This window comes from Nocardioides sp. NPDC047086 (genome assembly GCF_040643685.1).
Classification (GTDB): domain Bacteria; phylum Actinomycetota; class Actinomycetes; order Propionibacteriales; family Nocardioidaceae; genus Nocardioides.
Genome location: NZ_JBEYUV010000012.1, coordinates 78,332 through 102,411, shown reverse-complemented (window position 1 = coordinate 102,411; position 24,080 = coordinate 78,332). Strand labels below are relative to the sequence as shown.

Below are 24,080 nucleotides of genomic sequence, written 5' to 3'. Positions count from 1 at the left end.
GGCCCGCCTCTGGCGGGTCGTCCCATTATATGAGAGTCGCATATCGCTCACTGAGACGGGTTCGCGTTGTGGCCGTCGACGGTGGGCGCTGGCCGGTGACGCCGCCGGGGTCTGTGACAATGAGCGGGTGAATGCGACTGCCTCGGATCTGGTGAATGAGCTGCGCAACCAGGGGATCAGCCGGGTCGACGACTCGCCGCTGGCCCGGGCGCTCTACTCCAGCGACGCCAGCCTCTACCGGGTGGTGCCGTCGGTGGTCGTTCGGGTGCGGTCGCGCGACGAGCTGCTCGCCGTGCACGCGGTGTCCCGTACGACCGGGGTGCCGGTGACGATGCGAGGTGCGGGCACCTCGATCGCCGGCAACGCCGTCGGGTCCGGGATCGTCGTGGACACCCGCGACCTGCGGACCATCTACGAGATCGACCCCGAGGCCCGGACCGCGCGGATCGACCCGGGCGTCGTGCACGCCGACCTGCAGCGCGCGGCCGCTCCCCATGGTCTGCGGTTCGGACCGGACCCGTCCACCCACACCCGCTGCACCATCGGCGGGATGATCGGCAACAACGCCTGCGGCAACCGTGCACTGGGCTACGGCCGCACCGTCGACAACATCGAGGCGCTGAGCGTGCTCTTCGGCAACGGCGAGCAGGCGACCTACACGGACGGCGTCTCGACCGGGGAGACGGCCGAGCGGCTCCAGGCGCTCGTCGGCGCCAACCTCGGCCACGTCCGGACCGAGTTCGGCCGGTTCGGGCGTCAGGTCTCGGGCTATTCGCTCGAGCACCTGCTGCCCGAGAAGGGCGGCCGGGTCGACCGGTTCCTGGCCGGCACCGAGGGCACCCTGGCGACCATCCTGGAGACGACCGTCCGGCTCGTCGAGGACTCGCCCGGGAGGCTGCTGCTGGTGCTCGGCTACCCGACGATGGCGGACGCCGCCGACGCGGTGCCCTCGCTCCTGCAGGTGGCGCCGGGCCGGCTGATCGCGTGCGAGGGAATGGACGCCCGGATCGCCGATCTCGTGCGCGCCAAGGGCCGGGCTGTGCCTGACCTGCCCAAGGGCGCCGGCTGGCTGATGGTCGAGGTCGCCGGCCAGGATGCGCCTGACCTGGTGAAACGTCTTGCCGCCGAGTCGGGGGCGCTCGAGTCGCGGGTGGTCATCGACCCCCTCGAGGCGGCCGCGCTGTGGCGGATCCGCGAGGACGGTGCCGGGCTGGCCGGGGTCTCGTTGCCCACGCCTGCCCACTCCGGCTGGGAGGACGCCGCGGTCCCGCCGGAGCATCTCGGCGCGTGGCTGCGCGACTTCGAGGGGATCCTGGAGTCGTTCGGCCTGCACGGCTATCCCTACGGCCACTTCGGCGACGGCTGCATCCACTGCCGCATCGACTTCCCGTTCGCCCCGGACTCGCCGGAGTCGGCGCAGGTCTTCCGAGAGTTCATGACCGCGTGCGCCACGCAGCTGGTCACCTACGGCGGCTCGCTGTCGGGCGAGCACGGAGACGGGCGGGTGCGCTCGGAGCTGCTGCCGATCATGTACGACTCGACCTCCATCGACCTGTTCGAGCAGGTCAAGGGCATCTGTGACCCGTCCGAGCTGCTGAACCCGGGCAACATCGTGCGGCCCGCCTCGATCACCGACGACCTGCGTCCGGTGCGGCCCCGTGCCCTTCCCCGGACCGGCCTGCGGCTGATCCACGACTCCGGTGACCTGGGTGCCGCCGTGCACCGCTGCACCGGCGTCGGCAAGTGCGTGGCGCCGAAGACCGCGGGAGTCATGTGCCCCTCCTACCTCGCCACTCGCGAGGAGAAGGACGCCACTCGTGGGCGCGCGCGGGTGCTGCAGGAGGCGCTGGACGGCTCGCTCGTCGGTGGGCTCGGTGACCCTGCGGTGGGCGAGGCGCTCGACCTGTGCCTGGCCTGCAAGGGGTGTGCCTCCGACTGCCCCACGGGCATCGACATGGCGACCTACAAGTCCGAGGCGCTCTACCAGAAGCACGACGTCCTCGGGGAGCGCCGGCCGCGTTCGCACGCACTCCTCGGCCAACTGCCGAAGTGGGCACGGCTCGCGGCGCCGTTCACCCAGGTGGCCAACGCGTCGCTGAAGATCTCGCCGCTCGCCAAGATCGCCAAGAAGACCGCGGGCATCGACCAGCGGCGCTCGATCCCCTCTTTCGCGCCGAAGACGCTGAAGCGCTCGGCACCGACCGCGAAGCTCCCCGAGACCCCTGACGTGTGGATCTGGGCCGACTCCTTCACCGACCACTTCTTCGCCCAGTCCGGTCATGGCGCGATCGCGTGGCTCGAGTCGCAGGGCCTGACCGTCCGCGTGATCGGCGAGAAGGCCTGCTGCGGGCTCACCTGGATCACCACCGGCCAGCTCGACGACGCTCGGAAGATCATGGAGAAGACCGTGCGTACGCTGGCGCCCTATGTCGCCTCCGGCGTCCCCGTCATCGGCCTGGAGCCGTCGTGCACCGCGACGCTGCGGTCGGACTCGGTGGAGCTCTCGGCGCTGCCCGAGGCCGAGGTCGTACGTGACGGGGTGCTCACCTTCGCCGAGCTGGTGAAGCGGCTGGTCGGCGAGGGACGGGCCTCGCTGCCGGATCTGACCGGAGTCGAGGTCGTCGCGCAGCCGCACTGTCACCAGCACGCCGTCCTGGGCTGGGTCGACGACGAGGCGCTGCTGACCCAGGCCGGTGCGAAGGTCACCCGGGTCTCGGGTTGCTGCGGCCTGGCCGGCAACTTCGGGGTCGAGGAAGGGCACTACGAGGTGTCGGTCGCGGTCGCGGAGACCCATCTGCTCCCGGCGGTCCGCTCCCACCCCGATGCCGTCATCCTGGCCGACGGGATGTCGTGTCGCGTCCAGCTCGACGACCTCGCCTCGGTGCCCACCATGCACCTCGCCGAGCTCTTCGCCTCGCGCGTCTGATCTGCGGCGGGGTCGCGGATGGGGTCGGGGATGGGTGTTGGGGCCCGGCCCGCGCCTAGACTGAAGCGGTGAACCCGCGTTACCGCCGAATGATCATTCCCGGCGCGCTGGTCGCCCTTCTGCTGGTGGTCGTCATTGCCGGGGTGCTGAGTTGAGCAGGGAGTCCGAGCCGCTGCTGCGGGCGCTGAACCGGATGCGATCGGTGATCCTCGATCCCGAACAGCTGGTCAAGGCGGTTGCCTCCGGCAAGCAGCGTGGCAGCGCACCGAAGTGGCGTCGCGCCGAGATCCGCTACGTCGACCTCAAGGCCGGACGACATCTGCAGATCACGACGTACGACGCGACCCAGGCGTTCACCGCGAACCATCCCGTAGGAGATAGTTCGTCACTGGACGATCTTCTCGACGAACCGTTCGCCAACTGGATCGTCACGACCGCGACCGAGCAGACCCAGATCCAGGCTAAGACGCCCACGACGGCGCTCGTCTCGACCACGGAGCTGACCGCGCCGGTCGAGGTCGAACGTGGCCATGACCAGGCCAAGGAGCGACTGCTGCCGGAGTCCGACCCGGTCTTCCGGGTGCTCGGCCTCTCGGACAAGGACGGGAAGCTGAAGCCGTCGCGCCAGGCGAAGTACCGCCAGGTCGAGGAGTTCCTGCGCCAGCTCGATGCCGCCCTGACCGACGCGATGAAGTCCGGGAAGGTGCGCCGGCCGACCGCCGAGGAGCCGCTGCGGATCATCGACCTGGGGGCCGGCAACGGCTACCTGACCTTCGCCGCCCAGCGCTACCTCACCGAGGTCCGCGAGCTGCCCGTCGTCGTCACCGGTGTCGACGTCAAGGAGCAGTCGCGGGAGCACAACTCGAAGATCGCGGACGAGCTCGCCAAGGAATTCGGATACAGCAAGGCCGAGTTCGTGGCCGGGACGATCGACGGGGTTCAGCTCGACGAGAAGCCCGACGTCGTCCTCGCCCTGCACGCTTGCGACACCGCCACCGACGACGCCCTCGCCCGTGCGATCGAGTGGGAGGCGCCGCTGGTGCTGGCCGCGCCGTGCTGCCACCACGACATCGCCGCCCAGCTGCGCAAGGCCCCGACCCCGGCGCCCTACTCCATGCTCACCCGCCACGGCATCCTCCGTGAGCGCTTCGCCGACACGTTGACAGACGCCCTGCGCGCGTCGCTGCTGCGCCTCGCGGGCTACCGCGTGGAGGTCGTGCAGTTCGTGGAGAGCCAGCACACCCCGCGCAACACCATGCTCCGCGCGATCCGCACCGGCTCGCCGGTCAAGGGCGGTTCGGTGAAGAAGGAGTACGACGAGCTCGTGGCCGAGTGGGGCGTACGTCCGAAGCTCGGCGAGCTGCTCTCCGAGCGATGAAGGCGATCGTCGCCGCCGCGGGCGCACTCGGGCTGGTGTTGATCTCCTCCGTGCCCGCGACCGCCGCCGGCGACGACGTCTTCTTCGCCTTCTCCGACCCGACGATCAGCGAGGCCAGCGCGCTGACGCCGCTCGGCAAGGGTCTGTACGCCACCACCAACGACTCCGGGGACAGCGGACGCGTCTTCACTGTCGACTCCCGCGGTGACACGGTCGGAGTGACCCACTGGGCCGCGGACCCGGTCGACGTCGAGGGCCTCGCGCCGGCAGGCCGCAACCACGTCTGGGTCGGCGACATCGGCGACAACAACGGCGTCTGGGACTCGATCAAGATCGCGAAGGTGCGGGTCGGGCGCGGCGAGCGCACGGTCTCGCCGACCGTCTACGAGCTCGTCTACCCCGACGGGCCGCACAACGCCGAGTCCTTGCTGGCTCATCCCGACGGCCGCATCTTCGTCGCCACGAAGGACTGGGGAGGCGGCCGGCTCTACGCCGTGCCCGAACGCCTCGACCCCGACGGCCCCAACCGGTTGAAGGAGGTCGCCCCGGTCATCCCGATGGCCACCGACGGCGCCTTCTTCCCCGACGGCAAGCACGTGGTCGTGCGCGGCTACTACTCCGCCACGATCTACGACTGGCCGTCCATGGACCGGGTGGGCTCGTTCCGGACCCCCGACCAGGAGCAGGGCGAGGCCATCGGCGTCACCGCGAAGGGTGAGGTCGTCGTGACCAGCGAAGGCATCCGCGCCGAGGTGATCCGCGTCGACCCCGAGCTGGTGACTGAGGTGCTCGGCGAGGAGCCGTCCCCGACCGCCGACCCGACACCGGACGCGACCGAACCGGCGGGCGATGAGACCGGCGCCAAGGACGGTGACTCCGGAAGCGACTCGGACAGCGGTGGGTCGCTGGGCCCGGCCGCGCTGGTGGTGCTCGCCGTCGCTGCGTACTTCCTCTTCCGCAAACGCACCTGACGCCGAGTCGGCTCGTCTTGACCGAGATTCCCGCCGAGTCGGCTCGTCATAACGAGCCGACTCGGCATCGGATTTCGTCAGGACGAGCCGACTCGGCGGGTCAGAGGCGGTCGACGACCCAGTCGATGCAGGCGGTGAGGGCCTCGATGTCGGCGGCGTCGACGGAGGGGTACATCGCGATCCGGAGCTGGTTGGTGCCGATCCCGCGGTAGGCGTCGAGGTCGACGATGCCGTTCTCGGCGAGTACGCGGCGCAGCTCGTCCTTGTCGATGCCGGCGTCGAGCTCGACGGTGCCGACGACGAGGGAGCGGTGGGCGGGGTCCTCGACGAACGGATGGACGTACGGCGCCTTCTCGGCCCACGCGTAGAGCGCGTCGGAGGAGGCGGTGGTGCGGGCGACCATCGCCTCCAGCCCGCCGGAGGAGTTCATCCAGTCGAGCTGCTCGGCCATCAGGAAGAGCGTCGCCACCGACGGGGTGTTGACGGTCTGCGCGCTGCGGGACTGCTTGATCGCCTCGGTCAGCGAGAAGAACGACGGGATGTGCCGGCCGCTCGCCGCGATCTCCTCGGCGCGTGCGACCGCGGCGGGGGAGAGCAGCGCCAGCCACAGGCCGCCGTCGGAGGCGAACGACTTCTGCGGCGCGAAGTAGTAGACGTCGCTCTGGGTCACCTCGAGCGGGAGCCCACCGGCGGCCGAGGTCGCATCGACGATGGTGAGCTGGTCCGCCCCTGCGCCAGCCGGACGGACGACGGGAGCCATCACGCCCGTCGAGGTCTCGTTATGTGTCCAGGCGTAAACATCGACGTCGTCCTCGTGCGCCGGCACCGCCAGCGACCCCGGCTCGGCCGAGATCACCGAGGGGTCGGCCAGCCACGGCGCCGCCTTCGCCGCGGAGAGGAACTTCTTGCCGAACGCACCGAAGACAGCGTGCTGGCTGCGCTCGCGCACCAGGGCGTACGTCACCAGGTCGAAGAACGCCACCGAGCCGCCGTTGCCGATGACGACCTCGTAGCCCTCCGGAAGGGAGAAGAGGTCGGCCAGGCCGGTTTGGACGCGGCGGACGAGATCCTTCACCGGCTGCTGCCGGTGAGAGGTCCCCATCACCGACACCCCGGTCGCGGCGAGCGCCTCCAGGCGGCCGGTGGGCACCTTGGACGGCCCGGAGCCGAAACGTCCGTCGGCGGGCAGGAGGTCGGCGGGGATCTGCAGCGTCATAAACCCATTCTCGCAAGTCGCGGCCATCGGCCAGAATACCGACGTGTCTGTTGAGATTCGCCGGGTCGCGTACGACCACCCGGATGCCCAGAAGCTGGTCGATCGGGTCCAGGAGTTCTACGTCGAGCGCTACGGCGAACCCGACTACGACCCGACGCTGCCGGAGATGTTCGAGCCGCCCACGGGCGCCTACTTCCTGGGTTACCTCGACGACGTCCCGGTCGCCTCCGGCGCCTGGCGACGCTCCGGCGAGCCCGCCCTCGACACCGTGGTGACCGCCGAGATCAAGCGGATGTACGTCGTCCCGGAGGCCCAGGGCCGAGGCCTCGCCAAGCGCATGCTCGCCCACGTCGAGGCCTCGGCGAGCAGTGCCGGGTTCGAGGCCATGGTCCTCACCACCGGCGGTCTCCAGCACGAGGCCATCGGGCTCTACGTAGCCAACGGCTATGTCGACGTCGAGCCGTTCGGCTACTACAAGGACGACGACCTCGTGGTCTGCATGGCCAAGCGCCTCGTCTGAAGGCGTACGCTCCTTGCCATGGCAGATGCTGAGCAGATCGTGATCACACTGTCGGGGCCTGAGCTCGAGACGATCCGTGAGCTCGTCGCCGATGGCGCCGTCCACAGCGTGACTGACTTCGTCCAGCGCGCCGTGGAAGCCTTGGTCAGTGACGTCGAAGCCGGCGGCGAGATGTCCGCTGACGTACTCGAGACCGGCGAGATCTCGGACGAACTGGCGAAAGCGCTCGACGAGATCACCACGCTCTTCCAGCGGAACCGAGGCTGAGTCGAGCCGCTCGGCCGGCCGCCGCAGACGCAGGAACCGACCGGCCAGAGCCGGTCGGTTCCTCGGGTCAGCGGGTGATTACTTCGCCCAGTCGGCGTTCCAGCCCTCGACCGCGTCGGCGGGGCGGGGGGAGGGGCCGGTGTAGATGGCGCTCGGGCGGATCAGCCGCCCGGTCTTCTTCTGCTCCAGGATGTGGGCGGACCAGCCGCCGGTGCGGGCGCAGGTGAACATCGAGGTGAACATGTTGGCCGGGATCTGGGCGAAGTCGAGCACGATGGCGGCCCAGAACTCGACGTTGGTCTCCAGGACGCGGTCGGGACGGCGGGCGCGAAGCTCTGCGAGCGCTGCCTTCTCCAGGGCCTCGGCGACCTCGTAGCGGGGCGCGTTGAGCTCGCGGGCGGTTCGGCGCAGGACGCGCGCACGGGGGTCCTCGGCGCGGTAGACGCGGTGGCCGAAGCCCATCAGCCGCTCGCCGGAGTCGAGCAGCCCCTTCACATAGGCGTCGGCGTCGCCGGTCTTCTCGACGTCCTCGATCATGCCGAGCACGCGCGAGGGTGCGCCGCCGTGCAGCGGGCCGCTCATCGCGCCGATCGCGCCGGAGAACGCCGCGGCCACGTCGGCGCCGGTGGAGGTGATCACCCGGGCGGTGAAGGTGGACGCGTTCATGCCGTGCTCGGCGGCCGAGGACCAGTAGGCGTCGATCGCGTGCGCGTGAGCCGGGTCGGCCTCGCCCCGCCAGCGGATCAGGAACTTCTCGGCCAGGGTGCTGCCCTTGTCGACCTCGCGCTGCGGCACCACCGGGAGGTGGATGGAGCGCGCCGACTGACCGGCGTACGAGAGGACCATGACGGCCACGCGGGCGAGGTCCTCGCGGGCCTGCTCGTCGGAGATGTCATACGTCTGCCCGAACCCGAAGGCGGGGGCGAGCATGGGGATGGCGGCCTGGACGTCGACGCGCACGTCACCGGTGTGCACCGGCAGGTTGTAGGCCTCGGCGGGCGGCAGCCCGGGGCCGTACGAGCCGTCGATCAGCAGACCCCAGACGTTCTCGAACGGCACCCGCCCGACGATGTCCTCGATGTCGACCCCGCGGTAGCGAAGGGCCGAACCCTCTTTGTCTGGCTCTGCGATCTCGGTCTCGAAGGCCACGACGCCCTCGAGGCCGTGCTGTACCTGGCTCACTACCTTCTCCGTTCTCTGTTGTCATGGGCATTGTGCCGCATCCTGGCTCTGACCCGGGCGTGGGGCGCGGTCGTGGTACGGGTCGCGACGCTAGTGTCAGCGACCATGGACCTGGGGAAACTCGTCGGCGGCCTCAATGCCAAGGACATCGACAAGGTGATCACGTTGATCACCGAGAACAAGGACGTGCTGGCATCGGTCGAGCGGCTGCCGAAGCTGTTCGACTCCTTCGGCGAGGGCCTCGAGGCGGCCGGTGGGCGAGCCCGTGAGGCCGGCGCCGTGCTGATCGGGGACGGCACCGCCGGGATCAAGGGAACGCTGGGCGACGTCGCCACCTCGCTGGGCGGTATCTCCGCCGCGATCTCCAAGAGCGTCGACCGGCTCGCCGACGTGGCCGAGGGGCTCGGTCGAGTGCCGATGGCCGACGGTCCGGCCAAGTCGATCGCGAGCGCTGCGAAGGAGATCGGCGGCGCCGGCTCGGCGCTCGACGATCTCTCCGGATCCCTCGAGACGATCGCCGAGCTCCTGGAGAAGGTCGGCTCGGCGCTGGAGCAGCTGGGCGACAAGCTCGACGAGTCGGGCACGCAGGTCAAGGCCTTCATGGGCTGACTCCGCATGGGCTGACCCCGCATGGGCTGAGTCCGGTGGCACCGGCGGCGCCACGAAGTCGTAGGTTGAGAGCATGGATCTCTCAGCTGAGCTGGCGGCCGCGCGCGAGTCCTACACTCGCAGCGGTCTGACCGAGGGTGACCTCGCGGCGGACCCGTTCGAGCAGTTCGAGAAGTGGTACGCCGAGGCCCGTGACGCGGGCATCGTCGAGCCCAACGCGATGGTGGTCTCGACCGTCTCGGCCGACGGCGCACCCTCCTCGCGCACCGTGCTCCTGAAGGGCTTCTCGACCGAGGGCTTCACCTTCTTCACCAACACCGCCTCCCGCAAGGGCTCCGATCTCGAGGGCAACCCGCGCTGCGCGGTGCTCTTCCCGTGGCACCCGCTGGAGCGGCAGGTACGCATCGACGGCGTCGCGCACGAGCTTCCCCCCGAAGACGTCGAGGCCTACTTCTCCCAGCGTCCGCGCGGTTCCCAGCTCGGCGCCCACGCCTCCCACCAGAGCCGCGTCGTCGCCGGCCGCGAGGAGCTGGAAGAGGCGTACGCAAGGGTCGAGGCGCAGTTCGAGGGGCAACCGGTCCCGGTGCCCGAGGAGTGGGGCGGCTACCGGGTCGAGCCGGAGCGGGTGGAGTTCTGGCAGGGGCGGCCGGGGCGGATGCACGACCGGCTCGTCTACCGCCGTGAGGGCGAGCGGTGGTGCACGGAGAGGCTGGCCCCTTGAGGGGGATGGAGCAGGTCACCCGGGCGCTGGGCGGGCGGATCGCCTACGGCGCCGACTACAACCCGGAGCAGTGGCCGCAGGAGGTCTGGGACGAGGACGTACGCCTCATGCGGGAGGCCGGGGTCAACCTGGTCAGCGTGGGGATCTTCTCCTGGGCGCTGCTGGAGCCTGAGCCGGGGACCTACGACTTCGGCTGGCTCGACCGGGTGCTCGACAAGCTGCACGAGGGTGGGATCGCCGTGGATCTGGCGACCGCGACCGCGAGCCCGCCGCCCTGGTTCCTCGAGCGTCACCCGGAGGCGACGCTCGTCGACCAGATCGGCCATCCGCGCGCGTTCGGTGCGCGCCAGGCGTACTGTCCCTCGTCGTTCGCCTACCGCGATGCCGCCACGACCCTCATCACCGAGCTGGTCAAGCGCTACGACGACCACCCGGCGGTCGTGATGTGGCACGTCAACAACGAGTACGGCTGCCACAACGACCACTGCTTCTGTGATGCCAGCGCGGTGGCCTTCCGGCGCTGGCTGCAGGAGCGTCATGGCTCGGTCGAGAGGCTCAACGAGGCGTGGGCGACGGCCTTCTGGAGCCAGTGCTACACCAGCTGGGACCAGATCGGGCCGCCGCGGCAGGTCTCCTACGGCAACTTCGCCAACCCCGGTCAGCAGCTGGACTGGTGGCGGTTCTGCTCCGACGAGATCCGCGACATCTTCCGGGTCGAGGCGGCGGCGGTGCGGGCGCACTCCGACAAGCCGCTGACCACCAACTTCATGGGCTTTCGCAAGTCCCTCGACTACCGGAGCTGGGTCGAGGTCGAGGACCTCGTCTCCAACGACCACTACCTCACCGCCGCCGACGAGGACCGCACCCCGCAGCTCGCGATGACGGCCGACCTGACCCGGTCCTGGGCCCACGGTGAGCCGTGGCTGCTGATGGAGCACTCCACGTCCGCGGTCAACTGGCAGCCGCGCAACATCGCCAAGACCGCCGGCGAGATGCGCCGCAATTCCTTCCAGCACGTCGCGCGCGGCGCGGACGGCGCCCTGTTCTTCCAGTGGCGTGCCTCGCGCGGGGGCGCGGAGAAGTTCCACTCGGCGATGGTCCCGCACGCCGGCACCGAGAGCCGGCTTTGGCGGGATGTCGTACGCCTCGGGGCGGATCTCTCCGCGATCGCCGAGGTCGCCGGCACCCGGGTGGAGCAGGCCGGCGTCGCGATCTGTTTCGACTGGGACTCGTGGTGGGCGGCGACCTTCGACTCGCACCCGTCGCTCGACGTCGACCCGATGGCGACCGCCCGGGCATGGCACAAGGCCTGCTGGGCCCGCAACCTCGGCGTCGACGTCATTGGTGTCACCGACCCGCTCGACGGCTACGACGTCGTCGTGCTGCCCGTGCAATACCTGCTCTCGGATGAGACCGTCGACCGGCTCGCCACCTTCGTCGAGGCCGGCGGCACCCTGGTCGCCACCTACTTCACCGGGATCGTCGACGAGCATGACCACATCCGGCTGGGCGCCTACCCGGGGGCGCTGTCCGACCTTCTCGGGGTGAGGATCGAGGAGTTCTGCCCGCTTCCCGAGGGCGAGGAGATCCCGCTGACCGCCTACGGCTCCGGCACGATCTGGAGCGAGCGCGGCCGCGCCGTCGGGGCCGATGTGGTCGCTGCGTACGCCACCGGCGACTGCGCCGGCGACCCGGCCGTGACGCGCAGGCGCGTCGGCAAGGGCACCGCCTGGTACGTCGGCACCGAGCTCACGCCCGAGGCCATGGACACCCTGGCCACCCAGATCTTCACCACGACCAAGCCTGTCGTCGGGGGCCTCCCTGAGGGCGTCGAGGCGATCCGCCGGGTCGGTGAGCAGGGGACGTACGTCTTCGTCATCAACCACACCCACGAGGCGGTCATCGTCCCCGTCCACGGCACCGACCTGCTCTCCGACAGCGAGGGCGGCCCTCATCTGGTCCGCGCGGGGCAGGTCGCGGTCATCCGGGAGGGGTGAGGGTGACCCTTGGTTCCTTTCCCTACGTACCTAGACGAAGGGACCGGTAGCGGCGGGGCTTGCCGTCGCCCAGGTCGGCGAGGGTCGCGACCCGGCGGACGGTGACGTCGCGGGCGAGCATGGCGCCGAGGCGGGCGCCGACCGCGGCGGCGTCGCCACCGGCGATCGTCGCGACGACGCTGCCGTCGGTGGCCTGCTCGACGGACCAGCCGCGCGCGCCCGCGTCCTGGAGGTGCTGGGTGAGGTCGACGCAGGGGACGAGGGCGCCGGTGGGCGTGGTGAAGACCGTCGCCTCACGTCCCTCGAGGGCATCGATCGCGGGGCGACCATCGACGCGAACCAAGCGACCGGTGTCGCCGGTGCGGTAGCGGACCAGCGGCAGGAAGCCGTTCTCACCTGCGGTGACGACGATCTCGCCGATCTCGCCGTCGGGGAGCGCGGAGCCGTCGGGCCCGAGGATCTCGACGTGCACCCGGCGGTCGGCGACGACGAACGGACCGCCGTCGGTGCTGACCGCCACCGGACGGGTCTCGTGCAGCCCGTAGACGTCGATCACCGGGCACTCGAAGGTCCGCTCCAGCTCCGCGCGCAGCGTCGTGCTCAACGCCATCGCGGAGGAGATGATCGCGATCGGGCGTACGACGTCCCGGAGGCCGAGGAGATGCTCCAGCGACGTGGGATGGCCGGAGACCACCTGCGGGTCGGCGTCCCGCAGGAACGCCCGCTGGTCCTGCGTCGCCCACTCGCCGGGGTGCAGGTTCACCCGGGCGACGAGGCTCTCGCCGAAGCCGGGAGCGACCGAGACGTACGTGAACGCCTGACGCTGCCACACGACCTGCACCACGGCGAAGCGAGCCGGATCGGGCGTCCAGTCGCCGGTCAGGCCGGCGACCAGGTCGCGGAGCCAGTGGAACCCGCGGGCCAGCTCGTCGGGGTCGTCCGGCATGACCAGCGCCGCCCCGGTGCTCCCCGAGGAGGTGCCGTGCAGCATCCGCCTGTAGTCGGCGTCCAGCGGCACGAACCCGCCGATGTCGTCGACCAGGTTCTGCCGGCTGATCAGCGGAAACTCGCCGATCGTGGCCAGCTTTCCCCGATGACGGCGGTACGCCGGGAGCGCCCTCGCCACGGCCAGGTGCTGCTCCAGCCAGCCGTCGACCGGGAGCTGTGAACGGGCCGCCTCCTGCTCGGCGCGGGTGAGTCGGTGGCCGACCCGGTGTCGCCAGACGGGCGCCGCGGGATGGCCGTCCGCCGCGGCGAGCCGAGCTTCGCCGTCCTCCGACAGACCGGGCCAGCGCTCGGCGTCGGTGAGGGCGGCCGAGGCCATCGGGGTGTATTCGGCCAGGTCAAGCGGGTCCTTCGGAGAATCGCTCAACGATCACTCCGGGCTGTAGCGGCTGGCGGCCTCACGCGCTCGCGCGTCCTCCAGGCGCCGCCGGATCTCGGAGCGGTGCTCCCGGTCGCGCCGGGCCCGCTCGAGCGCCTCGGCACGAGCCGCGGAGTCGAGGCGGGACAGCAGGGCCCGGGCGTTGCGTTCGTCCTCACGCGCCGGCAGCTGCCCGTTCCACAGCAGGAAGGTCCGCGCTGCCTCCTCGCGCCGCTCGGCCTCCTCGACCCAGAGGGACGGGTCGACGACCGCGGGCAGGCGCATCGACAGGGTCACGAGCGCTCGGTCGAGCCGGTCCTCGCGCAGCGCCGTCGAGAACGGTCCAGCCAGCTCCTGCGAGGCGACCAGCCACAGGACGACCCCGGCTCCCTGGCGCGCCGCCGCCTTCCCGGTCGCGGCCACCCTCCGGGCGGCCGCGAGGAAGCGTCCGTCGGAGGCGTCGAGCACGTCGCCGGCCAGCGCCACGATGTCGACGGCGTGGTCGAGGAACCACGAGGGGGTGGTCGAGATCCGGGCCATCACCTCGTCGACAGACGGCCCGGGCGTCAGTCCGCTCCAGGCGTCGTCGAGCTCCTCGTCGAGCCAGGCCTCGAACAGCTCCTCGTCAGCCACGGGTTGCTCCTTCCGGGGTGTAGGCCGCGATCCGGGCGGCGAGCGCCGCGCACGCCGCGGGCGCCTGCGTCACGTCCGGGATCTCGGCGACGTCGTAGCCGAGCCGCTCGGCCTCCTCGCGTGACTGCCCGCGCCAGTGTCCGATGATCATCAGAGAGCCGGTGTCGATCACGCGCCGCACGGCGGGGGCGACGCCGGCGTACTCCTCCTGGCCTCGGCCCAGGAACGTGTCGAGCCCGGCGTCGGAGAGGACGACGAGGTGGCGCTGCCCGTCGTTCGGCCGTGGGAGATCGGGGTAGCGGGCACGCAGGAGGTCCAGGGGAAAGGTCGTGCCGCCGCCGAAGAAGGTGGTCAGCTGGCGCATGATCTCGACCCGGTCGCGGGTGTAGGCGCTGTCGCCGGCGACCTGGCCGGCAGAGCTCCACGAGGTGACCCGCACCCGTCCGCCGCCGCGCAGCACCGAGAGCGACAGGATCGTCCCGGCGACGATCGCGGCCGAGCCGCGCTGCGGGTGCGTCATCGACCCCGAGGAGTCGAGGTAGAGGTCGAGCAGCACCGGCTCGCTGTCGATCTCGGGCTCGTCCGCGATGAACGTACGCCGCCGGGTGGTCACCCCGGGGACGAACACCGCACCCGTGGTCAGCGTGGCCGGCCAGTCCAGCTCGGCCAGGTCGTCGCCGAGCTCCCACTCCTCCAGGGGCCCGGGGATCGTGGGCCCGACGGGAGCGAGCCCGCGCTGCACCAGGGGTGCGACGTGCGGGCGGGCCTCGGCCTCGTACCAGGCCGCCATCACCGCGTCAGGGTCGGCGCCGGCCATCAGTTCCAGCGTCCGAGCCAACCCGAGCGCCTGCCCGCCGCCGTCGGCGGAGGCCGCGGCGCCGTCGGCGAGGACGACCTCGGTGTCGTCGGGGTGCACCAAGGGCTGCTGCAGGCGTGGGTCGCCGATCGCTCCGGCGAGCTCGGCCGCGCTGGGTGCGCCCGGCGAGTCCTCGTGGCAACCGGTGCTCCTGAATCCCAACAAGAGGTAGGGCGCCATCACCATCGCCCAGGGCACCGCGCCGCTGACCGGGTCGGCGGCGAGCGTACGCACGACATCGGCCACCGTCGTCGCGTCGTGAGCCGGGTCGAGGCCTGCACGCGGGTCGTACTCGAGCTCGTCGACCTCCCGTTGGGCCAGGTAGGTCTCGTGCCGCTGCTTCGACTTCGAGCCGCGCAGGCGGCGCCGGGCACTGCGGAACTGTTGCTCGTAGTCCGTTCGCCAGCGCGTCGGCGGCTCGGGCCAGGCGAGGGATCCCTCGGGGAGCCGCCAGAGGAGCTCGTAGGCCCGCTGCACCACCCACCACAGCTCGTTGTCGTCGGCGCCGCGCGGCCCCTTGGCGAGCGCGGGCGCGGCGAGGGCCCGGCTGAGCTGCACCATCTCGGGGGTCTCGTCCGGGGCGATCCGGGAGCGCTGCAGCTGCATCACCCGGTCGTTGATGATCATGTCGGACCACAGGTTGGCGCAGAACCCGCTCGCCGCGGCCAGGTCGAGGCGGTGCTGCCGGTCGTAGAGGTCGATCACCCGCGCCATCTGCTGACGGATCTTCAGCGAGTCGACCCGCGTGCTCGGGGAGAGCACGTGATGGCCGATCTCGTGAGCGAAGACGCTGGTCAGGTGGCCCTCTCCGCCATGGCGGGCGAGCTCGCCGGGATCGACGTTGACCTCCGGCGGGAACCCGAACCAGGCGAAGCTGGCCTCGTCGGAACGGGTGTGCACGACCGGGTCGTGGAGGTCGACGCCCCACAGGTCCAGGGCCGTGTCCCACGCCTCGCGCTCAGCCGCGGTCGGTGCCCTCATGCGGCTTCCCGCACGACCTCGAGCAGGTAGGACGTGGGCACGCTGACCACCCGGACCCCGGTGGTTCCAGCGGCGTCGGACGTGTCCGAGGGCTCCTCGCCCGCCAGGGAGACCGAATGTCCGAACAGGTCGGCGTCGACCTGCCACAGCTCCTCGCCGACCTCCACCAGCCACCGGCCCTCGCCCGCCGCGATGACGTCTCCGGGGTGCGCCAGCCAGGGCCCGCCGAGCCCCGCGAACCCACCGATCCTCGCCAGGAGATAGGCGCGGTCGAGGTTCCGCCAGGCCGGCCAGAAGAACCGGTCCGTACGCTGCCCCTCGGCGAATCCGGCCACGTCGGTGCCGAGCATCCCGAGCATCGCGCCGACGGCGTCTGCCAGCCCGGCATCCGACAGCACGGAGACTGCGCGGAGCGCGTCCGTGCGCAGCCCGATGACGCCGGCCCGCCAGGCAGCGACCGCGGCGAGATCCTGGACGAGCGCTGGATCGCTCACCGAGTTACCCTTCGACAAGCTCAGGACATCGCCTCGGTGAGCATTCGCCGACGGGACCGCCAGCGCCGCGCTCAGGAACGCGACGTACAGAGCCCGATCTCCGCCCCAGCGGAAGACATTGTCGGCGGCGAGATCGAGGTCGAGACCAGCCACCGCAGGCAACGACGCCGCACCGAGCCGGAGCGAGGCGTTCACCGAGTGCCCGGGACGCCGGATCATGACCCCTCCAGCCAGTGGAGGTAGTTGGAGTAGCGCTGGTGGAGATACTTCAGTGCGACCAGGTCGTCGTAGTCGCGGCCGTAGATCTTGCCGACCTTCGAGATCCTGCCGACCTCCGACTCGATCCGGGTCAGCCGCTGCGAGACGGTCAGCCGGTCGAGCCCGTCCAGGCCGCCGCCGAGCTCGGCGAGCAGGTCGCCGACCGGGTCGTTGCCTTCGAGGCCGAGCGCGACGAACTGCTTCATCGCGGTGTCGAAGAGGTCGACGAGCCAGGAGGCCGGGTCGTGGGCGAGCTCCTTGTCGCCGGCCTCGAAGCGAGGATGCTGCGGGTTGGGCAGCAGCTTGCCGCGGAGCACGAACGGCACCATGGCACGCACGTCGTCGAGCCCGACGGAGGCAGCACCGCGGAACCACGCCGACGCCTTGGCGTACAGGATCAGGGTCTGCAGCGCCCGCACGGAGAGGCCGTTGAGGGTCTGGGCGCCCAGGTCGACGACCAGGTCGGCGCCGGAGTTGGCGTCGATGACCGCGCTCACGTCACCACCGGCGGTCGCGACGACGTCCTTGGTGCGGTACTCGAAGCGTCGCCCACCGTGCTGGACGAACTCGAACTGCCCCGTGAAGTACTCCAGCCTCCGGCGTACGTCCGCGGGCAGCGGCACCGCCCGGATCGCGGCCAGCATCGTGGTCTGCTCGTCGGCGGAGAAGACCAGCGAGGCCGGCACGTGCTCCTCCGGCCGCTCGCCGGCCTCGACCCGGGTGACCAGCTCGTCGAAGAAGCGGCCGTTGAAGCCGAACGCCTGCACGGTGACGTCGAGCCGGTCCTTGAGGGCCTGGATGACCTGGAAGGTGCCGCCGCCGGAGTCGTCGTTGGCGGTGAAGAACCAGCTCTCGACGCCCTGCTCGGGAGCCGTCCGGCGCAGCTGGTCGTGACTCTCCACATAGCCCTCGGCGACCATCGTGAGCAGGGCCGACTGGGTCTTGGTGGGGATGCGGTTGTACTCGTCGACGATCTTGACGCCTCGGGTCAGCCAGGACTTCCAGGCGATCGTGATCTCCGCCAGCGAGCCCGCGGCGACGAGGTCGCGCGGCAGCGGCAGCCCGACCAGGTCCGACACGGTCAGCTGCGGCTGCCCCTGCTGCAGGTGGCGGCGTACGTCCTGCGGGGTCTCCCCGGACAGCACCCCCATCAGCACCGCGAGCGTGGTCTTGCCGCGGCCCGGCCCGCCGACCATCAGGCACTTCCCGCCGACCGCGAAGGTGAGCAGCGGCAGCAGCACGTTGGAGGAGTAGGCCGGCTGGGTCGGCAGGGTGATCTCCGCGCCGGCGTCGCCGAGCGGGAACCGGTTGGCCTTCGCGGCGTCGAACTCGACGTCGTAGAACGGCGAGATCACCGCCTTGTTGACCAGCCAGAAGTACGTACGCCGCAGCTTCTCGTCCAGCTCCACGGTCTCGTCCGGGGACCGGAAGAGGTCGGCGGCGGTCAACCCGTCGCGCGGCCCGCCGTGCTGGACGTGGGGGACGGTCGGCGAGGCCGAGGTCTTCTGCCATCTGTCGCTCATCTACCCAGCTCCTCCAACGACGGGCCGATCCGGTTGCTTCGCCCGAGCAGCGGCTCGAGGAACTCCTTGGTCGCGGCGAGCCGCTCCGCCACGCTGCCGCGGACCTCGACCCACGGCACCGGCTGCTCGGCCAGCACCTCGCGGAACCGCTCCTGCATCCCGTGTCGGACGTGCTCGCCGTCGCGCATCCCATCCTGCACGAACGGGATCTCGTCGCCGGTCAGGACATACGCGACCGGCCGATGCTGCGCGGCGTGGTCGATCAGGTGGGCCGGCGTCGGGCCGACGTAGCGCTCGTGCCACAGCGTCGTCGCCAGCACGTCGGTGTCGCAGACCAGGACGGGCCTCGGCACCCGGCGCCGGGCGGCGTCCTCCCAACCGATCTGCCGGTCCACGATCAGGTCGAACTCGTCGCTGCGCCAGGGGGTGAACAGGCCGCCAAGGCGGACCTCCGACCAGAGTCGGCCGTACTCCGGGACGCAGTGCGTGCCCAGGTCGAGCGCCAGCTCCGTGGCGAGCGTCGTGGTGCCGGTCGACTCCGCGCCGAGCACCACGACCCGCTCGGTGAGCCAGGCGCGGACCGGAGCGGGCAGCTCGGCCCAGTGCGCGGTCGGGTCGAGCCGGATCGCGGTGCCGGAGACGGGGTTGACCACCCGCCCGGGATCGACCTGGACCCAGGTCGCGTCCAGCCGCCGGGCGAGCTCCTCGCCGTAGGCGTCGGAGGAGAAGACCGCGTCGACCGGGGCTGTCAGCAGCTCGGAGATGACGACCATGTGCTCGTCCCAGGCCGCAGGGTCGTCGAAGTCGACCCTGGCCTCGTCCATCGCGGCGACCACGTGGGCGGTCGGGTGCTCCTCGCGCAGCCACTCCGCACGCACCTCGAGCGGGATGGTCTCCACCTGCGAGCCGAGGAGCTCGACCGTGACCCGGTCGCAGGCCCGCAGGGCCGCGCGGATGAGCGCCTGGTGGCCGGCGTGGAACGGGTAGAACTTCCCGAGCACCAGCCCGTGCCCGTAGTCAGACACTCGCGACCTCCGGCTCGCGCGGGGCGACCAGCACCCGGCGCCAGTCCCGCAGCGCGACCAGGACGATCCCGCAGAAGCCCAGGTAGAGCACCGCGGTCGGCCACAGCCCCTTGTAGGCGTACAGGCCGACCGAGACGACGTCGACGGCCAGCCAGACCAGCCAGCACTGCCACCAGCGCCGGTTGAGCATGATCTGCGCGATCACGCTCCCCGCGGTCACCGAGGCATCGGGGAGCTCGGTCGTGGAGTCGGTGAAGGCGTGCAGGACGTACGCGATCGCCGCCAGCGCCACCACGAACCCCAGCGCCAGGAGCAGCAGCGTACGGGCCGAGGCGGTCCCGACGAACGCCTCGTCACGGCGCAGAAGTGCCTCCGACTCCCGTCGCCGGGCCAGCGACCAGTCGACCCAGCCGGTCACCGAGAGCACCATGAACATGATCTGCAGCGCCGCGTCGGCGTAGAGCGCGCTCTCGGCGAAGACGACCAGATAGAGCGCGGTGTTGGCGATCCCGACCGGATAGGTCCACATGCTCCGCCGCGCGGCCAGGATCACGCACGCCGCCCCGGTGACGACCCCGGCGATCTCGACCCAGTGCGCCACCCACCAACTCTGCATGGCCGAACCTTAAAGGACGGGAAGGGCCCGGATGCTCGGGTTGAGCATCCGGGCCCTTCGCAGGTGGGACGAGGTCAGCGACCGACCGCCGCCTTGGCGTTCACGATGCCGCTGCCGTAGAAGCCGTTCGGCGCCTCGCCACCCTCACAGGTGTGGGTCGAGGTGGCCGTCGTGCCGTTGGGCAGGTGGCGTACGTAGGTGAAGTCGGCCGGCACCGGGCAGGCCTTGTCGGTGGCCGACTTGCGCAGGATCTTCTCGACCGTGGCGGGCGAGAGGGTCTTGCCGGAGCGGTCGTGCTTGCCGTACTCGCCGACGATCAGCGCGGCCACACCGGCAGCGTGCGGGGAGGCCATCGAGGTGCCCTGCAGGTACTGGTAGTACGAGCACTCACCGCTGGAGCAGTCCGCGACCGCCCACGGCACCAGGACCTCGCCGGTCGCCGGGTCGATCGCACCCTCGGCCACGCCCAGGTCGTAGGGGTAGGCGGCCAGGATGGTGGCGGCGTAGTCGCGGGTCCCGTCGGCCGTGTCGTACGCATCCCCACCAGGCGCCGCGACGTCGACGAAGCCGTTGCCGTAGCTGGAGTAGTAGGACTTGCGCTCGGACGGGCCGGTGGCGCTGACCGCGATGACCCCGTTGCCCTCGGTGGGCATCGAGACGCACGACTCCGGGTCGAGCAGGTCGCGGACGTAGGCGGCCTCGCCGGGCTCGCTGGCGTAGTCGGGGCTGCTCGCGTCGGTCTGCGGCTTGGTGTAGTCGATCGCCTGGTTGCCGGCGGCCGCGACGAGGGTGACGCCACGGGCGCGGGCGTAGTCGAGGGCACGCTGCATCGCGGTGATGATCGTGACCTGCTCGGCCTGGTCCGCGGGGGAGTCGGCCGGGTGGTTGGTGCAGTTGAACAGCCACGGGTCGACGTAGTAGCTCATGTTGACCACGTCGATGCCGTTGCGGCCGGCGTAGGTCAGCGCGTCGACCGAGGGCTGCAGGAAGAAGTAGCCGGAGTCCTGGCCGGCGCGCAGGTTGACGATGTCGGCCTGGGGGGCGACCCCGGAGATGCCGATGCCGTTGACCGGAGAGGCGATCGTCGAGGCGACATGGGTGCCGTGGCCGTTCTCGTCGACGTCGGCCGCGTCCTCACAGGAGGCGTCGGGCTCGTCCTCGCACGGACCGTCGACCGTGGCGCCGTTGGCATCGACCGGGATGTCGGTGGTGAAGTTGCGGCTCAGCTTCGCGTCGAAGTTGGGCGCGATGTCGGGGTGCGACCCGTCGACACCGGTGTCCAGGATGCCGACGCGGACACCCTTGCCGCGCTCGGTCTTGTTGGCCGCCGCAGCGTCGATCTGGGCCATGTCCCACTGCAGACCGGAGAGCGGCTCGGTCTTGCCCTGGGGCTTCGGCTTCTTGGGTGCGGTGCCCTTGCCGCCGCGGAACTCGGTCTCGACCTTCGACACCTCCTGCTTGCGGGCCTTGCTCGCCGCGTCCGGGGTCGTGGCGCCCACGATCCTGTCCTGGGCCGCGCCGACGAGGGCGCTCGAGGCGTTGGCCGCCTCGGCGAAGCCCTCACCCGCGGTGACCGTGGCGACTCCGATGGCACTGTTCTCCGAGACGATCTCGCCCCCCGCGGCCTTCACCGCGGCACGGGCGCTGGCGGCCGAGGATCCCTCGGCGTATGCCACGACATAGCGGACCTCCTGGTCGGAGGTGGCGTTTCCCGAGTTCGCCATGACGAGGGTGCCGGTGACCCCCAGCGCGACGGCGGCCGCGCCTGTCAACAACCTACGCATGCTGTCTCCATTCCCGATTCGGTGGTCGAGATTGTCGGGACCACCCCTGCCGTGGCCCTTGTCGGCTCGACAGTGCGCCCCAGCATGCCCTAGTCGGCATCTGGTCGAACAGGGTTTGGGAACAGCATCCACCCATAATTAGGTTGTGAGTGAGTGCTCACTCACTTAGACTCATCGACGTGGACGAACGACGTACCCGGGCCAAGCCGATTCCCGCAGCCGACCGGCGCGCCGCGATCATCGCGGCGACCGAGACGCTGCTGATCGAGCACGGCACGGCGACGACGACCAGGCTCATCGCCGAGGCGGCCGGAGTCGCCGAAGGCACGATCTTCCGGCACTTCCGCGACAAGCGGGAGCTCTACCGTGCCGTGGCCGAGAACGTCTTCGACCCGGCCAGGGGTGGCAACTCGATGGCGGAGGTGGTCGAGGGCAAGGCCGACATCGAGGACAAGCTCCGTGCCGTCATCGACCTGCTCGCCGCGACGTCGCAGCGCGGCCTCCTCGTCATGATGGCAGTGCGCTCGGCCGTGACGGAGGAGCCGGATCCCGAGGGCGTACGTCATCCGCCCGGTCCACCGAAGTTCCTCATCGAGGCCAACAAGGCCCTCATCGACAACCTGACGACGCTCGTCTTCGAGCCGCACGCGGACGAGCTGCGGCTGCCGCCACGAAAGGCCGCGCAGGTGCTGCGCAGCCTCACGATCGGGGCTTGGCTCCCCGGTCTGAACCGAACGAACCAGCCGTTGAGCAGCGAGGACGTCATCGACGTGCTGCTCGGTGGCATCCTGACCAGAGGGAATGACTGATGCTTCTCAGACTGCTGCGGGACTACCTGCTCCCGTACAAGAGGTTCCTGGTCGTCATCGCGATCCTGCAGCTCTTCTCGACCTCGGCCTTCATGCTGCTGCCCAGCCTGAACGCCGACATCATCGACAAGGGCGTGGCCGAGGGCGACACGGGTTACATCCTCCGGATCGGTGCGATCATGCTCGGCGTCGCGCTGGTGCAGATCCTCGCCTCGATCGTCAGTGTGTACTTCGCCGCCCGCAGCTCGATGAGCTTCGGCCGCGACCTGCGGGCGGCGATCTTCGCGAAGGTCGGCTCCTTCAGCGCTCGCGAGGTCGGCCGCTTCGGCGCCCCTTCGCTGATCACCCGGACCACGAACGACGTCCAGCAGGTCCAGATGCTCGCCGTGCTCACCTGCACCCTCGCGGTGATGGTGCCGATGATGATGGTCGGCGGCGTCGTGATGGCCATCCAGGTGGATGCCGGGCTCTCCTGGCTGCTCGCGGTCGTCATCCCCGCGCTGCTCATCTCCATGACCGTCGTCGTGCGCGGCATGGTCCCCAACTTCCGAAAGGCGCAGGAGCGCATCGACGCGGTCAACCGCATCCTGCGCGAGCAGATCACCGGCATCCGGGTGATCCGCGCGTTCGTCCGTGAGCGTCAGGAGACCGAGCGCTTCGCGCAGGCCAACGACGAGCTCACCGACGTCGCGCTGCGGGCCGGGCGTTGGATGTCGACGATGTTCCCGTTGATGATGTTGGTCATCAACGTCGCCAGCGTCGCGGTGATCTGGTTCGGCGGCATCCGGGTCGACGACGGGTTGATGCAGGTCGGCCCGCTGACCGCCTTCCTGCAGTACCTGATGCAGATCCTGATGTCGATCATGATGGGCACCTTCATGCTCATGCAGGTGCCGCGCGCGGCTGTCTGCGCCGACCGGATCGCCGAGGTCCTCGACACCGAGACCAGCGTGACCCCGCCGACAGCGGGGGTCACCGCGATCTCCCGGCACGGGTACGTCGACCTGACCGGAGCCGGCTTCACCTACCCCGGTGCGGACCACCCGGTCCTCCACGACCTCACCTTCGAGGCCCGGCCCGGGCAGACCGTCGCGATCATCGGTTCCACCGGCGCCGGCAAGACGACCCTCCTGGGCCTCGTCCCGCGGCTCTTCGACGCGACAGCGGGCGTCGTCCGCGTGGGTGGGATCGACGTACGCGACCTCGACCCCGCCACCCTGCGCAGCTCCCTCGGGCTGGTCCCGCAGAAGGCCTTCCTCTTCACCGGCACCATCCGCTCCAACCTGCTCCACGGCAAGCCGGACGCCACCGACGAGGAGCTCTGGCACGCGCTGGACGTCGCCCAGGCGAGGGACTTCGTGGAGCGGATGGCCCCCGAGGACGGCACCGGCCTCGACGCCGAGATCGACCAGGGCGGCACCAACGTCTCCGGTGGCCAGCGGCAACGCCTGGCGATCGCCCGCGCGCTGGTGCGTCGTCCCGACATCTACCTGTTCGACGACTCCTTCTCGGCGCTCGACGTCGCCACCGACGCCCGGCTCCGTGCCGCGCTCGCCCCCGAGACCCGCAACGCCACGGTCATCGTGGTCGCCCAGCGGGTCTCCACCATCCGCGACGCCGACAAGATCCTCGTGCTCGAGGACGGCGCCATCGTCGGCGAGGGCACTCACGAGGAGCTCCTCGCCGGCAACGCCACCTACCAGGAGATCGTCTCCTCCCAGCTCAGTGCAGAGGAGGCCGCGGCATGAGCGAGTTGCGGAATGCTCACCGAGGTAACTCGGTCGGCGGTCACCTCCTTCGTGGAACTCCGCGAGGGAACTGCATCCACACCGAGGTAACTCGGTCAGCGCCACCCGAGGAGGCCGCGGCATGAGCGAGTTGCGGAATGCTCACCGAGGTAACTCGGTCGGCGGTCACCTCCTTCGTGGAACTCCGCGAGGGAACTGCATCC

The 24,080-nt window shown here is 70.5% G+C and carries 20 protein-coding genes; 10 read left to right on the top strand and 10 right to left on the bottom strand.

The features are described 5' to 3' along the window. The first annotated feature begins 127 nt into the window (after nucleotides 1-127). From ABZ796_RS11530 to ABZ796_RS11520, 3 genes are all read left to right on the top strand, one after another. Complete coding sequence (locus tag ABZ796_RS11530; protein ID WP_357337012.1) at nucleotides 128-2,926, top strand: FAD-binding and (Fe-S)-binding domain-containing protein; 2,799 nt, start codon at nucleotides 128-130, stop codon at nucleotides 2,924-2,926. Nucleotides 2,927-3,077: 151 nt separating this feature from the next. Then, nucleotides 3,078-4,304, top strand: coding sequence for an SAM-dependent methyltransferase (locus ABZ796_RS11525; protein ID WP_357337011.1), 1,227 nt, complete (start codon nucleotides 3,078-3,080; stop codon nucleotides 4,302-4,304). Further along, a complete protein-coding gene (locus ABZ796_RS11520; RefSeq protein ID WP_357337010.1) occupies nucleotides 4,301-5,275 on the top strand; it encodes a hypothetical protein in 975 nt (324 codons plus the stop codon). Before ABZ796_RS11525 ends, ABZ796_RS11520 begins: the two co-directional genes overlap by 4 nt. Nucleotides 5,276-5,375: 100 nt before the next feature. On the opposite strand, the gene serC is transcribed toward ABZ796_RS11520, so the two are convergent. Then, nucleotides 5,376-6,491 carry a phosphoserine transaminase gene (gene serC, locus ABZ796_RS11515; protein WP_357337009.1) on the bottom strand — a complete coding sequence of 372 codons (1,116 nt, stop codon included), beginning with the start codon at nucleotides 6,489-6,491 and terminating at the stop codon, nucleotides 5,376-5,378. A gap of 43 nt (nucleotides 6,492-6,534) precedes the next feature. On the opposite strand from serC, the gene ABZ796_RS11510 reads away from it, so the two are divergent. Together ABZ796_RS11510 and ABZ796_RS11505 are read left to right on the top strand one after the other, a co-directional pair. Then, nucleotides 6,535-7,011, top strand: coding sequence for a GNAT family N-acetyltransferase (locus tag ABZ796_RS11510; protein ID WP_357337008.1), 477 nt, complete (start codon nucleotides 6,535-6,537; stop codon nucleotides 7,009-7,011). An 18-nt stretch (nucleotides 7,012-7,029) separates the two neighbouring features. Further along, nucleotides 7,030-7,278 (top strand): hypothetical protein, encoded by a 249-nt coding sequence (locus ABZ796_RS11505; protein WP_357337007.1) that lies wholly within the window; start codon nucleotides 7,030-7,032, stop codon nucleotides 7,276-7,278. A gap of 78 nt (nucleotides 7,279-7,356) precedes the next feature. Here the strand turns inward: ABZ796_RS11505 and ABZ796_RS11500 are convergent, their stop codons facing one another. After that, nucleotides 7,357-8,460: a citrate synthase 2 gene (locus tag ABZ796_RS11500; RefSeq protein ID WP_357337006.1), complete on the bottom strand. Its 1,104-nt coding sequence runs from the start codon at nucleotides 8,458-8,460 to the stop codon at nucleotides 7,357-7,359. A gap of 105 nt (nucleotides 8,461-8,565) precedes the next feature. Here ABZ796_RS11500 and ABZ796_RS11495 point away from each other — a divergent pair, with 105 nt between their 5' ends. From ABZ796_RS11495 to ABZ796_RS11485, 3 genes are all read left to right on the top strand, one after another. Next, the gene (locus ABZ796_RS11495) at nucleotides 8,566-9,069 is read left to right on the top strand and encodes a hypothetical protein (RefSeq protein ID WP_357337005.1); all 504 of its coding nucleotides are present in this window, start codon (nucleotides 8,566-8,568) and stop codon (nucleotides 9,067-9,069) included. A 73-nt stretch (nucleotides 9,070-9,142) separates the two neighbouring features. Further along, on the top strand, nucleotides 9,143-9,790 hold the full coding sequence (gene pdxH, locus ABZ796_RS11490; RefSeq protein WP_357337004.1) for a pyridoxamine 5'-phosphate oxidase: 648 nt from the start codon (nucleotides 9,143-9,145) through the stop codon (nucleotides 9,788-9,790). Between the two features lie 5 nt (nucleotides 9,791-9,795). Continuing rightward, on the top strand, nucleotides 9,796-11,787 hold the full coding sequence (locus tag ABZ796_RS11485) for a beta-galactosidase (protein ID WP_357337047.1): 1,992 nt from the start codon (nucleotides 9,796-9,798) through the stop codon (nucleotides 11,785-11,787). Nucleotides 11,788-11,809: 22 nt separating this feature from the next. Here ABZ796_RS11485 and ABZ796_RS11480 read toward each other — a convergent pair whose 3' ends face one another. The 8 genes from ABZ796_RS11480 to ABZ796_RS11445 form a co-directional block, all read right to left on the bottom strand. After that, nucleotides 11,810-13,159, bottom strand: a complete 1,350-nt coding sequence (locus ABZ796_RS11480; RefSeq protein ID WP_357337003.1) for a hypothetical protein — start codon at nucleotides 13,157-13,159, stop codon at nucleotides 11,810-11,812. 3 nt (nucleotides 13,160-13,162) lie between these two features. Next, the gene (locus ABZ796_RS11475) at nucleotides 13,163-13,783 is read right to left on the bottom strand and encodes a hypothetical protein (RefSeq protein ID WP_357337002.1); all 621 of its coding nucleotides are present in this window, start codon (nucleotides 13,781-13,783) and stop codon (nucleotides 13,163-13,165) included. Next, on the bottom strand, nucleotides 13,776-15,620 hold the full coding sequence (locus ABZ796_RS11470) for a hypothetical protein (RefSeq protein ID WP_357337001.1): 1,845 nt from the start codon (nucleotides 15,618-15,620) through the stop codon (nucleotides 13,776-13,778). The genes ABZ796_RS11475 and ABZ796_RS11470 overlap by 8 nt, the downstream gene beginning before the upstream one ends. Next, nucleotides 15,617-16,333, bottom strand: coding sequence for a hypothetical protein (locus tag ABZ796_RS11465; RefSeq protein ID WP_357337000.1), 717 nt, complete (start codon nucleotides 16,331-16,333; stop codon nucleotides 15,617-15,619). Before ABZ796_RS11465 ends, ABZ796_RS11470 begins: the two co-directional genes overlap by 4 nt. Continuing rightward, nucleotides 16,330-17,895, bottom strand: coding sequence for a MoxR family ATPase (locus ABZ796_RS11460; RefSeq protein WP_357336998.1), 1,566 nt, complete (start codon nucleotides 17,893-17,895; stop codon nucleotides 16,330-16,332). Before ABZ796_RS11460 ends, ABZ796_RS11465 begins: the two co-directional genes overlap by 4 nt. Beyond that, entirely contained in the window at nucleotides 17,892-18,920 is a 1,029-nt protein-coding gene (locus ABZ796_RS11455; RefSeq protein ID WP_357336996.1) for an AAA family ATPase, read from the bottom strand. Before ABZ796_RS11455 ends, ABZ796_RS11460 begins: the two co-directional genes overlap by 4 nt. Beyond that, entirely contained in the window at nucleotides 18,913-19,536 is a 624-nt protein-coding gene (pnuC, locus tag ABZ796_RS11450) for a nicotinamide riboside transporter PnuC (protein ID WP_357336994.1), read from the bottom strand. The genes ABZ796_RS11455 and pnuC overlap by 8 nt, the downstream gene beginning before the upstream one ends. A 74-nt stretch (nucleotides 19,537-19,610) precedes the next feature. Then, complete coding sequence (locus tag ABZ796_RS11445; RefSeq protein WP_357336992.1) at nucleotides 19,611-21,320, bottom strand: S8 family serine peptidase; 1,710 nt, start codon at nucleotides 21,318-21,320, stop codon at nucleotides 19,611-19,613. A gap of 179 nt (nucleotides 21,321-21,499) precedes the next feature. On the opposite strand from ABZ796_RS11445, the gene ABZ796_RS11440 reads away from it, so the two are divergent. Next, on the top strand, nucleotides 21,500-22,129 hold the full coding sequence (locus ABZ796_RS11440; RefSeq protein ID WP_357336991.1) for a helix-turn-helix domain-containing protein: 630 nt from the start codon (nucleotides 21,500-21,502) through the stop codon (nucleotides 22,127-22,129). Then, entirely contained in the window at nucleotides 22,129-23,877 is a 1,749-nt protein-coding gene (locus ABZ796_RS11435) for an ABC transporter ATP-binding protein (RefSeq protein ID WP_357336990.1), read from the top strand. Before ABZ796_RS11440 ends, ABZ796_RS11435 begins: the two co-directional genes overlap by 1 nt. Nucleotides 23,878-24,080 lie beyond the last annotated feature (203 nt).